The organism is Bdellovibrio sp. CKG001 (genome assembly GCF_055397465.1).
Genome location: NZ_AP029173.1, coordinates 3,183,866 through 3,197,868, shown reverse-complemented (window position 1 = coordinate 3,197,868; position 14,003 = coordinate 3,183,866). Strand labels below are relative to the sequence as shown.

Genomic DNA, 14,003 nt, shown 5'->3' with positions numbered 1-14,003 from the left:
GCCCGTCCATTTCAAGTCGGACATAATAGAAGAACTTCTATGAAAAAACAGATTCTCATTGGATGCCTTCTTGTTATTACCGTCTTGTCCTTTTTTCTGGCAAAGCAGTTTCTGTTCAAGGCCGAGCTGGATACTGAAAATCTGGGGCCAACCTTAGCAGAAGTGCGTCAGGTCAAAAATGAACTGCGCTATAAACATCCTTCGAGCTTCTTCTGGGCCGATGCGACCCAATCCCAAAAACTTTTTGATGGATCAGAAATCTTTACCGGAAGTTCCTCCGAGGCCAAGATTGAGATGCGTAACAAGGATATTGTCCTGGTTCCGGAAAAGACGTTGTTGCGCATTACCGAGAATCCTTCCAGTGGCAGTCTGACTTTAAATTTGGAACAAGGTCAGATTCAGGTCGAGGGGCGCGGTGTTGGCAAGCCAATGAATCTGCGCGTGGGCTCTGCAGAAGTGACTTTAAAGTCTGACTCTGCGTTTGGGATCTTTGCAAAGAAAGACACCTCTGGTGACGTCACGTTGTCGCTGTCCTCGGGGAAAGTGACGTTGGAAGGGGATGGACTGCGCAAGGACTTAACAACGGGACAAAGCGTTGAGTTGAAATCCGTCGAACCAGCGAAACCCGACGGGGCCGCGGTGGCACCTGGCACCGGGAGTACAGGGAGCGCGGGGGCACCGGGCACAGAATCCGACGGCGGCGGTAGCACAGCTGTGACTTCGGCAAAGCCGAAAATTGAAATAAAGGATGTGGAACAAGAGAAAATTGTTCTGCTGGAACCGGCTGCGAAGAAGGTGATCTACGGGCAGCATCTGGAGTTTTTCCGATGGAAGGAAATCCCGGATAAAAAAGTTGTTCTGGAATACAGCAGAACTGCCGACTTCCTGACTGAACCTCAGCGCTTGGATGTTACCGGCACCAAAGAGGCGGTTCTGCCAAAGGATATGGGATCCGGCGAATACTTCTGGCGCCTGGTTGTGGAGGATCAGGGGGTGCCGCAGTTCTCAGAAACCCGCAGCTTCCGCCTGGAGAGCCTGAAAGGCAACAAGATCGGGGATCCGGTCTTAAATTTCAAAGAGCGCGGCAAATGGCAGATGATGGTTCCCGTGGAAGAAGCCAAGGCGGGGGAAAAGTTCCATCTGCAAGTTGGAAAGAACAAAGGCTTTGAAGAGTTGTTTGATGAATACGAAGGCCAGCCTCCGCTGAGGAGCTTTATTGATTCCCCGGGTGAATATCGTGTTCGTGTACGCAAGGCTTACGGAAGCAATCTCTATTCAGACTGGTCAGATGAAAAAAAGATTTTTGTGCGTCCTCCTTTAACGGCTCCGATTCTTTCCAAGACGGATGAAAAGGTCAATGATGCGGGGATGGTGGAAATGGGTCTGTCGTGGACGACGGTGCCCTATGCTTTGGATTATCTCGTCCAGATTGGTGAAGGCCCCAAGTTCACCAGAGTGCTAAAGAATTTGGTGGTGGACAAGTCCCCTTATACGTTAAAGCACAATGAAACTGTTCCAGGTTATATGCGGGTTGTGGCGCGGTCTCCGGAAGGGGAGTATTCTCCACCTTCGGATATTTATCAGGTCAAAGGTGTTTTGCGCGGACCCTCCATTGAAAAGAAAGAAGTACTGCCACCACTCTTTGAGAAGCCTGACAGCACACCTCAGTTTCACTTGGTGTGGACTCATCGTGAGGCGGCCAGCAAGTACCGGGTCGAGCTGAGCCGGGATCCGAAACTGGCCAACTCCCAGATGCTCGAGACAGAAAATGTCGAGTTCTTCCACAGTGTCACAGACGAGGGCTGGTACTATTTCCGGGTTTGGCCGGTGGGTGATAACAGCAAGTATTTCCCGGTGCCGACTCCGATCCTGGCTGTTTCCTACGGAAAGCCAGTGCCTTTGATCACGCCGAATTTGATCACACCAAAGAAGAATGAGGTCTTTTTGATTCCGCGTGGGGTTCCTGTGTCGATCAAGTTCTCTTGGACAGAATCCCCGGAAAATGAATGGTATGCCTTGGAGATGGCCCAGAATCCGGAATTCACCAACGCGACCCATATCAAAGTGGAAGCGCAGGAATATGTTCTGAAGAAACCAATAAGAAATGGACAGTGGTACTTCCGGGTGCGAGGAAGAAATCAATACCGGGCTTCAGCTTGGAGCGAAACAGGAGTGTTCTACTTTGGTGTCTCTAAGTAAGTGTCTTGTCACGTCACTTCTGGTGTTATTTGGTGAATTTGCTCTGGCTCAACAGACAAAGAAGGCTGTTAAGGCCGAGCAAATCATGATGAACAAAGCCGCGGTGGAGGTCATTCCATTTTCGTCCTTGCAAAAGCACATTCATCCTTTCCAGACCGACTGCCGCAATATTCTGCGGGAGCCCAAGGCGGTGTGGGATCAGTTTGAAGCTATCAAGATGCCCAATCAGGAAGTCATGCAATTAAAGATATCTGGAGAACTTCGGGAAGATCTGGACATCCGTTTTTGGAGCCGCCGTATTCTTCTTTACGATAAGGATAAAAAACCACTGGCTCCGGTGATTTTACCTTTGGTGAATTTGCCTTTGAAGGGTGAGTCGGGAAAGTTCCTGATTTCCCTGAACGTCCCCCTGAACGCGCAGATGATCGCGGTGCCATTGGAGCTTTTTGGTACCGACCGCTTCCGGTATCTGATTCAGATCAAAGACATCAGTCGGGAGATGAAAGTTACGGCCAAGCCGATCTTGGATAAGGTTGGTAAGGACTTCTGTTCACGGAACCTAATGTGGGCCGGAGTGGGTTTGATGGGGGCTGCACAAAAGCAGGATACCAGTCCGATTATAACAACTTTGGATCAACAGTCTTTTACCTTCGACACCTTTTCGTTTGAGCGACGGTGGAACTGGAAGGTAGACAGATCCATCCGCGTGAATGGATATACCAGCAGTTTTTCATTTAATAACCTACTGGGGACCTCGGGGACAGAGCGCATCTTCAATATCAAAGGAGATCTGGCTATGACCAAACGTCACTGGACATATCGCAATCCACTGTTCAAAGTGCAGTATGGCTATCTGGTGGGTGGTGATTTTGAAAGACGACCTTATTCATTTGTAAAAAGTGCGTCGGAAGCTGGTATTGGCGTGGGTCAGCACATCAGCGCCACGGCGGGTGGTTATGCGGAACTGTTTTCGCATGATAATAAATGGTACACCGATGTTTCTTTAAGGATGCATCCGTTATACATGGGCATAGACCATACATACAGTGGGCTGGGGGTATCCGGTTCCCTGGGTGTTGCACGACCGCTGGGATATGAACGCTCTGTAGGGGTTTATACCTACGGAACGTTCTTCCAAGGAAAGCACACGGGCTCCGATGACAAAGACAACTCGAATGTCACTATTTTCGAAACCCATCTTGAAGTTCGCTACGGCTGGTTATTTTAGGACGTAGGCTGGCTGCTGGTGGAAGTAGCGATCATGGCCTTCGCCGTAAGCACTGGAGCCCCAGCACTTCAGATCTCCTAACGAAGTCACAGCACAGGCATGTATGGGTGTGGATACAAACCAGGTCCTACCAAGAGTCAGCGATGTCATCTTGGCATATTTAGTTGCCGGCGGCTCTTCCGGAGTGCCAATCCAAGCTGATGGATCAAGAGTCGTCTTTACAATGCCACTGTAATCGGCTCCCCAGCACTTCACTTTACCCGTGGTGAAGAGGGCGCATCCGGTAAAGGAATTCAGCGCCAAAGAGGTCGCCCCACTGAGTTCTGGTACGGCTGTTGGAGTGCTGACATTAGTTCCAAACGGAACGTCCACCGGCATAGCTTTAAAAACATTCCGATAGCCCCAGCACTTCGTTGTGCCATCGTGTATATAGCAGGCGCCCTCATATCCTACAAAGACCGTCACTTCTTTGGTGGTTGTGATAGTATCGATCAGCTGTGGCGTTGACGTGCTATCATTGGCGGGAATCTTTTCGGCAAGCATATTGTTCATGTTTTTACCCCAACAGTAGACCTGCTTTGTGGATCCGGTATTTTTCACGGCACAAGAGTTGTTGATGCCTAAAGAGACACTTTCGACTCCAGAAGACAAACTGGCAATAGGCTGTGGGTAACTCAGCGAGCCACCGGCGTGACCGCTTTCACCGAGACTGTTGTTACCCCAGCAAGTCAGTCCCCCTGTACCTGTGATTGCACACGTGTGATTGGCGCCGACGGCGATATCTTTGACCCCAGCCGCAAGTCCCGTCACACCATTTGAGTAGGTTGGGGGAATGAGATAAGGGGCTAAGACTTTATCTGTAGACGTCGTATTCAGATTGTTACCAATCTGACCGCTGCTGTTAGAGCCCCAACAATAAACCCCGCCTCCTGTGGTGAGCGCACAGAAGTGGGACGAGTGACCTGCCAATTTTTTGATATTCGAGATCGGCAAGGTGTATTGAGGGCGTGAATAGGTGCTTTCAGAGTTGTTGCCCAGTTGCCCCGAGTCGTTGCTGCCCCAGCAGGTGACTGTCTTATTCTCTTTCAAAGCGCAAGTGGAAAACAACCCTGCGACAACTTGTGTGTATTTATCAAATGACCCTGCGACATTTAAAGCCACTGAATTGGAGGTGTCAGCCATCTGCCCATTACCCATTTCGCCGCGTTTATTAACACCCCAGCACTTAATGTTTGTAGTGGTGGTGACGACACAGCTGATGAACTCCGTCAGCTGAAAATCTGTGACCAAGTCACCAGAGATATTTATTTTTACTGGCACATAGCTTTCTTGATATTGGTAAATACTTTGAGCGGCCGGCAGGCCAGAACCCCAACAGTAAAGATTCTGATCTTCGCCCAAGGCGCACGTTGTGTCCGTACCAGCCTGGACCTTGACGGCTTTCACCGGCAAACTCACAGGATTGGCGGAGGTCCATGTCACGGCCCCACTTGAAAGCCCCCGGCGGGACCGGAAGTTACTGCCCCAGCAGTAAACCAAGCCCTGTTCTGACAGCCCACAGCCGTGTCGAACATCGGCAGCGATACTGCCATTGACGGAAATAGACGAGATATCTGCAGGCAATCCTGTGACGGTTACAGGAACTTCGCTGGAGGTGCTTTGAGTTCTTCCCCAGCATTTCACCGATCGTACACCGGTGACTTCATCGATAGCGCAGGCGATTCGATAGCCAGCAGCTATATCCAGTGCCTTGGTGATAGAAGGATACAGTGTAGGTGTATTGACATAGGTCGATGAGGGTTGCCCTGCAGTGCTATCGTTATTGCCACCCCAACATATAACTTGGTCCGAGGAATCAATGCCACAGGTAAAGTTCACACCAACGGCCACGCGCTTGAATGACGTGCCCGTGACTTGAATTGGAGTTGTAGATGAAGTCGTTGAGTTGTTGCCGAGCTGGCGATACCCGTTAAGCCCAAAACAGTAAAGTTTATTGGAATTATCAATATAACAAGTATGATCGCCATAACCTTCGGCGATGTCTCGAATGTTAGAGGCCCCAACGATCTCTTTGGCGGTGAGTTCCAGGAACAGAGATCCGTTGGCGTATCCTGTGGAGCCCCAGCAGTCGAGTTTGTTGTCGGTGCGCAGGCCACACATGTGTCCTCGGGCTCCGCGAACAGCGCGGTAGCCGGAAGCCACTTGGGCTGTGGTGGAGATTTTGCTATTGATCAATTCGACATTTAAGGTGGATGGATCTGCAGCAACCGCATTGATGGTCGACGCAATTTGCATGTTAAAGTTTTTTGTCGGTCCAGGAAGGATGGACGTCATGATCGAAAAGTAGGTTTTCGCAGTTGTCTCACCGGCAGGAATTGTGACTTCAGTCGGAATCACATCCGGGTAAAGAAAGTCCAGACCCGCAATAGCAGAGCCCGAAACAGCCTTCAACGCGACGGTCGTGCTGCTGGGACTTGCTCGCGAAAGTTGAACCGAGATCTCACCCATGGCATTGGACTGATCATAAGAGTTGAGGCCCGTAAAGGTCACAATCGGTCCCACTACGAAGTTCGGGGACTGCTTTTCCAAGCTGACGTTACCGACGTTATCTGTGGCGCGAATCAGGTAGTAATAGGTGTCTGTTTCAGCATCCGGCAAGGTCAAGCCATCAAAGTAAAGGGCGTCTTTGTCTTTTACTTCCCAGTCTTTAACAACAGTTGTGCCGGCTGTCTTCATCAGTTTGATTTCATACTTGGCCACGCCGGAATAAGCGTCGGTTGTCACTGGCGGCAGCAGGCGTGGGGATTGGGTTGTCAAGGAACGGGTGTTGGACAAACTCATGCTGTCGCTGACTGTCGGACCGGACTTATCCAGAACCACTTTGCTGGTGACACAATGACTGCTAAAACCGTCTTTGGTGCGAATCTTTACAGAGACAAAGTGTTGACCTTCGACGTTCGGAAGCGTGACCGTGCGGGAGGAACTGTAAGGCTCCCAGATGTCTGAACAGACGGAACTGTTAGAGAAAGTCATTTCTGTGGTTTCTCTGGAGGTCGTGATCTGCAATGGGACAGAAGTTTGATTGGTGTAGTCTTTGCCCTCGTTGAACTTGAGGGTCAGTGTGGGTGTGTTTTCGCTTGAGAAGATCAACGACATGTCATTCTTGGTGGTGCAAGAACTAAGGAGCCAAACTGTGCAGAGTGCGAGAACGATCCTGATCATGCTCGTCTTTTCGGATTTTGGGAGCAATTATAAAGGCTTAGTCAGCTAGAATCCCGCAATGAGACACGCTTCGAGTTCCCGTGCGCGAAGCTGAGGAACATTTACAGACACTGGTCCAGTAAAAAGACAGTAAATCAGTAAGTAGCTCGAATTTAGACGCCCAAATAGCTCTTTCGAACCACGTCGTTGTTTAGCAGATTCTGTGCTGAGTCCTGCATCACCATGCGACCACATTCAAGAACATAGGCTCGGTGAGAGATCTTCAGAGCCATGCGTGCATTTTGTTCGACCAGCAGAATGGTCATGCCTTCCTGATTCAATTTTTTTACGATGTCAAAAATCTGTGCCACGATCAAGGGGGCCAGTCCCAAAGACGGCTCATCCAACAAAAGTAATTGTGGTTTCGCCATCAGCGCCCGTGAAATGGCCAGCATCTGTTGCTCGCCCCCGGACATGGTTCCTGCCATTTGGGTCAGTCGTTCTTTTATACGGGGGAAAAGTTCCAGGCACATGTCCAGGTCTTTTTTAATTTCGGCCTTGTCCTTGCGGGAATAAGCACCCATTTCAAGATTTTCCAAGACGCTCATCTGTGGGAAAACGCCGCGACCTTCTGGAGACTGAGCAATGCCCAACCCCACTCGACGGAACGTGGCAACGGCTGTAAGGTCCTGATCTTTGAACTGCAGTTTTCCAGAGCAGGGAACAATCCCGGAAATCGCACGCAAGGTGGTGGTTTTACCCGCGCCATTGGCGCCGATTAAAGAAACGACTTCACCTTTGTTGACTTCGAAACTGACGCCTTTTAAGGCATGAATCGAGCCGTAGAAGACATCCAGGTTTTCGACTTTTAAAAGCGGGGAACTCATTCTTTTTCCTCCACGCCCAGATAAGCTTCAATCACTTTGGCAGAGCTTTGCACTTTGGCTGGGGTCCCTTCTTCGATCTTCACACCATGATCCAATACGATGATGTTTTCACAGATGCCCATCACTAACTTCATGTCATGTTCGATCAGAAGAACGGTCAGTTTGAACTCTTCGCGGATTTTGGCGATGGTTTCCATCAGATGATGGGTTTCGGAATGGTTCATTCCGGCCGCGGGTTCATCCAGTAGGATAATTTTTGGATCCGTCGCCAGGGCCCGGACGATCTCAAGTTTACGCTGCTCTCCATATGGTAGTGAGCTGGCGGGTTTGTGAGCTTTGTCTTCCAAGTGAAAGATCTTAAGAAGATCAATGGCTTTGTCCTGCAAACGACTTTCGTCAGTCCGAAAGTTTTCAGTCTGAAAGAGCGTATCAAAAAGTCCGTATTTCACGTGCTGGTGTCCAGCTATTAAAACGTTGTCCAGGACGGTCAGATTTTTGAAAAGACGAATGTTCTGAAATGTACGGGTCACACCACGATGGGAAATTTCGTAAGGCGCCAGACCTTGCAGACTTTGGTCTTCCAGAAGAACTTCGCCTGAAGTGGGTTGATAGACGCCGGTGAGCATATTAAATACGGTGGTTTTTCCGGCGCCATTGGGGCCGATCAGGCCGGCCAATTGACCTTTTTTAATTTGGAACTCCAAAGAATCAACGGCTTTGAGGCCGCCGAAACGCATGGTGATCTTGCGGGCTTCAAGCAGAACGTCTGACATATTTTCTCCAAACATCGCCAAGTTCCATGTCGCCGAAAAGACCTTTGGGTCGCAGAATCATCATCAAGATCAAAGACAAGGAATAAATCACCATGCGCAGATCCACGCCGGTCAGTTCCTGCAAGGGGCGCAGTGCTTCGGGCAGAATTGTGATAATGATCGCGGCCACAATAGATCCGGTCATGGAACCCATGCCTCCCAGAACCACCATGATGACGGCATTTACACTTTGCAGGAAGGTAAAGGATGAGGGATTGATAAAGTTAGTGAAGTGCGCAAACAGGGCCCCCGCCACACCAGCAAAGAAGCTTGAAAGGACAAAAGCTTTCACCTTCATTCGAGTGGTGTTGATACCCATGGCTTCCGCGGCGATTTCATCTTCACGCACGCTAAGGAAGCCACGGCCATGACTGGATCTCATGATGCGCCAGATGGTGAAGAAGCAGATCACAATCCACAAAGAGGCAAATGAGAAGGACCAAAGAAACGACCCAAACCCCGGAATTCCTGAAAGACCGCGGGGGCCTCCTAAAAAGTCCATGTTCAGCAGGGCGACGCGGATGATTTCACCAAAACCCAAAGTCACGATTGCCAGATAGTCGCCCTTCAGTCGCAGGGAGGGCAGTCCCACCAGGAATCCCGCCGCTGCGGCGACAAGGCCGGCCCCTAAAGTGAAGACAAAATATTGAACTATGAGCAGGGATGATGGAGCAAAACTCCAGCGGGTGGAGGCGTAGGCCGAAAAGTAGGCCCCAATAGCCATAAAACCCGCATGACCCAAAGAAAACTGGCCGGTATATCCGTTGACCAGATTCAGGCTCATCGACATCAGGCAGTTCACGCCCGCAAAAAGAAGAATCAATTGAACATAAGCATTCACGCCAAAATTCAGCGCAAGACCCAGAAGACACAAACCCAACAGAGCTAAGGCGGGATTCTTAAGTGCTTTCATCACACCTTCTCCACAGAGTATTTGCCCAGAAGACCTGCAGGCTTGAAGATCAGAATGACAATCAAAATCCCAAAGGCCAAGGCGTCGCGGTAGGTACTGGAAAGATAGGCCACAACCATTTCTTCAGAAAGTCCCATGATCATGGCGCCGATCACTGCGCCACCAACGTTTCCGATGCCACCCAGAACGGCAGCAACGAAGGCTTTAAGTCCGATCATCATGCCCATCAAAGGATCAATTTTCGGGTACTTCATTCCCACCAGTACACTGCCGATGCCAGCCAGGGATGAGCCAACTACAAAGGTGAAGGCAATAATACGATCCGGATTCACGCCCATCAGACTGGCAACCATGGGGTTGGCACTGACGGCCCGCATGGCTCGTCCGATTTTGGTTTTAAACAAAAGAAACTGCAAAGCCAGCATGGCGGCAATGCCCACGCCAAGAACCGTGACATCGAAAGAGCGAACTTCGACATTTCCGATGGTGAAGATCACAAAATCTTTCATCACTTCGGGAAAGACTTTGGGATCGGCACCGAAAACAACCTGTCCGGAATATTCCAGGAACAAACTGACACCGATGGCGGTGATAAGCACATTCAATTTGGGAGAGTTGCGTAAAGGGCGATAAGCCAGGCGCTCAATGACCAATCCCAGCAGACTGCAGCAGATCATGGAAACAACAATCAGGGTCAAAAGAGTGCTCAGACCCGGATCATTTTCAATTCCGATCCAGCGTGCGAAGTAGTAAGCGGCAAAGGCGCCCACCATGTAAACATCTGAGTGGGCGAAGTTGATCATTTTTAAGATTCCGTACACCATCGTGTAACCCAGAGCGATCAAAGCATAAATAGAACCCAGGCTCACTCCATTGATCAGATGCTGTACGAAATCTTGCATGTCAATCCTTACGGGTTGATGGTGGTGATGAATTTGCGATTGTTGCCATCCACCTGAATCACCACGGCGCTTTTAACAGCGTCACGGTTTTCATTTAAAGTGATCTTCCCGGTCACGCCAGGGAAATCCTTAGTCTTTGCCAGTTCATCACGAATGGCTTTTCCTGACAAGTCGGGAGCACGTTCAATCGCGGCCACCAGAATTTTTGCCGCATCATAACCCAAAGCGGCCAATGCGTCCGGAGTTTCGTTGTATTTCGCCTTGAATTTTTTAATGAACTCCGTCACAGCAGGATCTGTGGATTCAGTGGTGTAGTGGTTGGAGTAGTAGTTGCCGTTGATCGCCTCTTTGCCGATCTCGTACAGCTTGTCAGAGTCCCAGCCGTCTCCACCCATTAGGGGAACTTTCAAACCCAGTTGACGTGCCTGCTGGGCAATCAGTCCGACCTCGGTGTAGTAGCCTGGGATGTAAATGGCATCAGGGTTCTTCGAGCGGATCTGAGTCAATTGGGCTTTGAAATCGATGTCACCTGCCTGATAGCTCAGGTCCGAAACAATTTCGCCGCCGCGTTTTTTAAATTCGGCAGAAAACACATCAGCCAGGCCCACACTGTAGTCGTTTTTCACATCACGCAAAATGGCGGCTTTTTTTACCTTCAGGTTTTCGCTGGCAAACTTTGCCATCACCAGTCCTTGGAACGGATCGATGAAGCAAACGCGGAAGACGTAGTCGCCCACCTTTGTGACATCCGGATTTGTCGAAGCCGGGGAAACAAACGGGACACCGTGTGATTGCGCAATCGGAGCCGCCGCTTTGGAGCGACCGCTGGCGACTCCGCCAAGAATGGCGACAACATTGTTTTGTGTGATCAAGCGAGTGGTGGCAGAAGCGGCCTCTTCATTTTTTCCCTGATCGTCCAAAGTGACCAGGCTGATCTTTTTACCTTTGACTCCACCCGCGGCGTTGATTTCATCCAAAGCCAGACGAACGCCTTTGTTGGTGCTTAGACCGAAAGTGGCATCACTTCCAGTCAGGGAGTCATATTCACCAATAACAATTTCATTTTCTTTTTTGGTACATCCGCTCAGAAGCGGAAGAGTCAAAAGCAATGCTAGGAAAAGATTTTTCATGAGGACCTCGCTGTGGTTGCTTGAACGGAATATCCTATAGAATTCAAGCATCTACAGCAGAGGTCAAGATAAAACGTGAGGAAGTTTTAAGTCGCTAAAACGCTGGCCAAAGAAATCAAATCCAATTGATTCTTTTTTTCGTTCTTCGCGACAAGATCCAAAGGCACCTGAATAAGTCTTTCGCCTTCAGTTCCGATCATCACGTCACAGTAGCCTTTGAAAAGAGCGTCCACAGCGGCAGCACCCATGCGGCTTGCAAGAATGCGATCCGCAGCTGTCGGGGATCCCCCGCGCTGTTGGTGTCCAAGGATGCAGACTTTCGCGTCCATGCCGGATTTTTTGCGAATGGCATCGGCTAGATCGTACGCGCGTCCTGGCTTTTGTCCCTCGGCCGTGATGATGATGCTGCTGGTTTTGCCACGCGCTTTGGCATCCATGATGCGATCAATGGCTTTTTCCACGGTGGTGTTGGCATCGGGTGTGAAGATTTCTTCAGCACCGCCTGCAAGTCCTACGTGAGATGCGATGAAGCCTGAGTTTCTGCCCATGACCTCAACAATAAACAGACGATCGTGCGAAGCGGCCGTATCGCGAATGCGGTCAATGGCTTCTAGTGCCGTGTTGACGGCGGTGTCAAAGCCGATGGTTTTGTCACTGCCGAAAATGTCATTGTCGATAGTTCCTGGGACGCCGACAACGGGGATTTGATGTTCTTCCCAAAGGGAGTGGGCACCACGGAATGAACCATCGCCACCAATACATACTAAGGCGTCTATTCCGAGTGCTTTGATGTTGGCTGCGGCACGGGAGCGGCCTTCGGGGCGCATGAACTCAGGGGAGCGTCCTGTCTTCAGGATGGTTCCACCGCGCTGAATGATGTTGGCCATATCACGAAGTTGCAATGGTTCGATTTTGTTTTCCATCATTCCAACGTAGCCGTTGTGAATGCCGTAAACTTCAAGTTTTTGAGAGATTCCAACACGAACAACCGCGCGAATCGCAGCATTCATGCCTGGGGCATCGCCACCGCTTGTGTACACACCGATTTTTTGAATTTGCTTTTGAAATTGAGCCATGCAAAGAGGCTACCGGAGCTTTAGGATATAGACAAAATAAAAAAGGCGTCCTTGTGGGACGCCTTTACCAGGAAATCGAAAGTTCTGGTTAATTACTTAACCATAGCTTTGAATTCAGCACCTGCGCGGAACTTCGGAGCCCATGCAGCAGGGATTTTGATCGCTTTACCAGTTTGTGGGTTGCGACCAGTGCGAGCTTTACGTTTAGCTTTAGTGAATGTACCGAAGCCAACAAGCTTAACATCGTCACCTTTTTTAACGGATTTTTTGATGTTTTCTACTGCGCAATCAAGGATTGCTTCAGCTTGAGCTTTAGAAACTTTTGTTTCAGCTGCGATTTTTTCGATAAGTTGAGCTTTGTTCATTTGAACTCCTCTTTTGGATACGTTTGTGTATCCGATGTTGATAATAAAATCTTGATGATAACTCTTCGTCATCCAATGACAGCCTCATGAAAAGACAAAAAGGCAAATTCGTCAATAGCAAAATATGAAAAGGTCTCTGACTGCGGCTCTCCGCGCGGCTTCTAGTGTTTGTCTTCGCCTGGATAGTCATCATCATCAAGGGAAGTTAAAGCATCACTTGAAGAGTCCTTGACGGGAATTCTGTAGGATTCACTGGCCCATTCACCAAGATCAATCAGTCTGCATCTTTCAGAGCAGAAAGGACGGAAGGGATTTTCGGTTGAGTACAAAGCCAAACGCCCGCACTGCGGGCATTTGACCTGTCGAGATTGAGATTCGGTCATAGTCGAAATTTATTCCATGTCCTGCTGTTGAAGCAAGACGCAGAGTTTATTGGTAACGCTGCAGGGTGCCTGTTGCGAAGACTACGTTTTGGTTTCCGTACTTGTAGCCCAGATCATACTTGATGCTGGTATTTGCAAGTGTTCCCTTGTGTGCTTGGATCTGGATCAGGTATCTGCCAGCCGGAGTTCCGAAAGCTCCTTGAGCGCGGATTTCAAATGCCTGGCTGTGGTTACCGTCTTTGTCCGGGATCAAGTTGAAAGTATTCTGATTGTTCAGGTAAAGCGGGTTGTACGCCGCACCACCGGCACTGATGCCGAAGCTCAAAGCATAGTTGTACCAGTTAGGTGCAGGGTATGCGGTCAAAGTGACCGCCGGTACCATAGATGGCCCGATAGTGAAGCTTAGGAACAAGTAACCGGTAGTCCAGTTGGCGCACTTGGCAAGGCCAGCTTCCCAGCCCCAGATGTTGCGATCGCAGATGAAGAAGGCATCTCTTAGGAAGGCCTCATAAGCGCTTCTGTTAGTAATTCTTAAGTTGCCGTTCAGTTGGCGTCCGCCCATTTGGAAGGAGGTGCTGCCATCAGCAAAACCCACCGTGGTCGTGACTACATTGCCGCCGCCTGGGCCGCCGTTAGGCACCACGCAGGCGCTGCCATTCCATACTGTGCCGGTAGCACACGTCGGAACATTTCCGTTGTTGGAGCCGCCACCATTTTTTCCACACGCCGCTACAAACAGCGCTGTGGAGATCGCGATCATCGAAGCTAAAAGCTTTTTCATAATAAACCTCTCTCTCAAGACTTCTCTTCACTACTAGTGCAATACAGGAGTCGTGCCATCGCATCCACGCGGCCGGATGCAAATAAACCCGTAATGATCATGGCAGCTGTGTTTAAGCTTTACCGA

At 49.8% G+C, this 14,003-nt stretch carries 12 protein-coding genes; 2 read left to right on the top strand and 10 right to left on the bottom strand.

What is annotated here, in order from left to right; all coding sequences use genetic code 11:
- The first annotated feature begins 39 nt into the window (after nucleotides 1-39).
- Together ACZ50P_RS15030 and ACZ50P_RS15025 are read left to right on the top strand one after the other, a co-directional pair.
- Nucleotides 40-2,199: a FecR domain-containing protein gene (locus ACZ50P_RS15030; RefSeq protein WP_464132102.1), complete on the top strand. Its 2,160-nt coding sequence runs from the start codon at nucleotides 40-42 to the stop codon at nucleotides 2,197-2,199.
- Nucleotides 2,186-3,427 carry a hypothetical protein gene (locus ACZ50P_RS15025; protein WP_464132100.1) on the top strand — a complete coding sequence of 414 codons (1,242 nt, stop codon included), beginning with the start codon at nucleotides 2,186-2,188 and terminating at the stop codon, nucleotides 3,425-3,427. Before ACZ50P_RS15030 ends, ACZ50P_RS15025 begins: the two co-directional genes overlap by 14 nt.
- On the opposite strand, the gene ACZ50P_RS15020 is transcribed toward ACZ50P_RS15025, so the two are convergent.
- The 10 genes from ACZ50P_RS15020 to ACZ50P_RS14975 all read right to left on the bottom strand — a co-directional run bounded on the left by ACZ50P_RS15020 (nucleotide 3,419) and on the right by ACZ50P_RS14975 (nucleotide 13,877).
- Nucleotides 3,419-6,583 (bottom strand): RCC1 domain-containing protein, encoded by a 3,165-nt coding sequence (locus ACZ50P_RS15020; RefSeq protein WP_464132099.1) that lies wholly within the window; start codon nucleotides 6,581-6,583, stop codon nucleotides 3,419-3,421. The genes ACZ50P_RS15025 and ACZ50P_RS15020 overlap by 9 nt on opposite strands.
- A 218-nt stretch (nucleotides 6,584-6,801) precedes the next feature.
- Nucleotides 6,802-7,515 (bottom strand): ABC transporter ATP-binding protein, encoded by a 714-nt coding sequence (locus ACZ50P_RS15015; RefSeq protein ID WP_464132097.1) that lies wholly within the window; start codon nucleotides 7,513-7,515, stop codon nucleotides 6,802-6,804.
- A complete protein-coding gene (locus tag ACZ50P_RS15010) occupies nucleotides 7,512-8,288 on the bottom strand; it encodes an ABC transporter ATP-binding protein (protein WP_464132095.1) in 777 nt (258 codons plus the stop codon). The genes ACZ50P_RS15015 and ACZ50P_RS15010 overlap by 4 nt, the downstream gene beginning before the upstream one ends.
- Nucleotides 8,269-9,240: a branched-chain amino acid ABC transporter permease gene (locus ACZ50P_RS15005; RefSeq protein ID WP_464118547.1), complete on the bottom strand. Its 972-nt coding sequence runs from the start codon at nucleotides 9,238-9,240 to the stop codon at nucleotides 8,269-8,271. Before ACZ50P_RS15005 ends, ACZ50P_RS15010 begins: the two co-directional genes overlap by 20 nt.
- The gene (locus tag ACZ50P_RS15000; RefSeq protein ID WP_464118546.1) at nucleotides 9,240-10,142 is read right to left on the bottom strand and encodes a branched-chain amino acid ABC transporter permease; all 903 of its coding nucleotides are present in this window, start codon (nucleotides 10,140-10,142) and stop codon (nucleotides 9,240-9,242) included. Before ACZ50P_RS15000 ends, ACZ50P_RS15005 begins: the two co-directional genes overlap by 1 nt.
- 8 nt (nucleotides 10,143-10,150) lie before the next feature.
- Nucleotides 10,151-11,272: an ABC transporter substrate-binding protein gene (locus ACZ50P_RS14995; RefSeq protein ID WP_464118545.1), complete on the bottom strand. Its 1,122-nt coding sequence runs from the start codon at nucleotides 11,270-11,272 to the stop codon at nucleotides 10,151-10,153.
- Between the two features lie 86 nt (nucleotides 11,273-11,358).
- Nucleotides 11,359-12,348, bottom strand: coding sequence for a 6-phosphofructokinase (pfkA, locus tag ACZ50P_RS14990; protein WP_464118544.1), 990 nt, complete (start codon nucleotides 12,346-12,348; stop codon nucleotides 11,359-11,361).
- A 92-nt stretch (nucleotides 12,349-12,440) separates the two neighbouring features.
- Nucleotides 12,441-12,713 carry an HU family DNA-binding protein gene (locus ACZ50P_RS14985; protein ID WP_464118543.1) on the bottom strand — a complete coding sequence of 91 codons (273 nt, stop codon included), beginning with the start codon at nucleotides 12,711-12,713 and terminating at the stop codon, nucleotides 12,441-12,443.
- A 161-nt stretch (nucleotides 12,714-12,874) separates the two neighbouring features.
- Nucleotides 12,875-13,096: a DNA gyrase inhibitor YacG gene (locus tag ACZ50P_RS14980; RefSeq protein ID WP_464132093.1), complete on the bottom strand. Its 222-nt coding sequence runs from the start codon at nucleotides 13,094-13,096 to the stop codon at nucleotides 12,875-12,877.
- 46 nt (nucleotides 13,097-13,142) lie between these two features.
- Nucleotides 13,143-13,877, bottom strand: coding sequence for a hypothetical protein (locus tag ACZ50P_RS14975; RefSeq protein WP_464132091.1), 735 nt, complete (start codon nucleotides 13,875-13,877; stop codon nucleotides 13,143-13,145).
- Nucleotides 13,878-14,003: the final 126 nt, after the last annotated feature.

Coding starts and splice junctions, on each gene's coding strand:
- ACZ50P_RS15030 (WP_464132102.1), top strand. CDS start 40: ATGAAAAAACAGATTCTCATTGGATGCCTTCTTGTTATTACCGTCTTG.
- ACZ50P_RS15020 (WP_464132099.1), bottom strand. CDS start 6,583: ATGTCGTTGATCTTCTCAAGCGAAAACACACCCACACTGACCCTCAAG.
- ACZ50P_RS15015 (WP_464132097.1), bottom strand. CDS start 7,515: ATGAGTTCCCCGCTTTTAAAAGTCGAAAACCTGGATGTCTTCTACGGC.
- ACZ50P_RS15010 (WP_464132095.1), bottom strand. CDS start 8,288: ATGTCAGACGTTCTGCTTGAAGCCCGCAAGATCACCATGCGTTTCGGC.
- ACZ50P_RS15005 (WP_464118547.1), bottom strand. CDS start 9,240: ATGAAAGCACTTAAGAATCCCGCCTTAGCTCTGTTGGGTTTGTGTCTT.
- ACZ50P_RS15000 (WP_464118546.1), bottom strand. CDS start 10,142: ATGCAAGATTTCGTACAGCATCTGATCAATGGAGTGAGCCTGGGTTCT.
- ACZ50P_RS14995 (WP_464118545.1), bottom strand. CDS start 11,272: ATGAAAAATCTTTTCCTAGCATTGCTTTTGACTCTTCCGCTTCTGAGC.
- pfkA (WP_464118544.1), bottom strand. CDS start 12,348: ATGGCTCAATTTCAAAAGCAAATTCAAAAAATCGGTGTGTACACAAGC.
- ACZ50P_RS14985 (WP_464118543.1), bottom strand. CDS start 12,713: ATGAACAAAGCTCAACTTATCGAAAAAATCGCAGCTGAAACAAAAGTT.
- ACZ50P_RS14980 (WP_464132093.1), bottom strand. CDS start 13,096: ATGACCGAATCTCAATCTCGACAGGTCAAATGCCCGCAGTGCGGGCGT.
- ACZ50P_RS14975 (WP_464132091.1), bottom strand. CDS start 13,877: ATGAAAAAGCTTTTAGCTTCGATGATCGCGATCTCCACAGCGCTGTTT.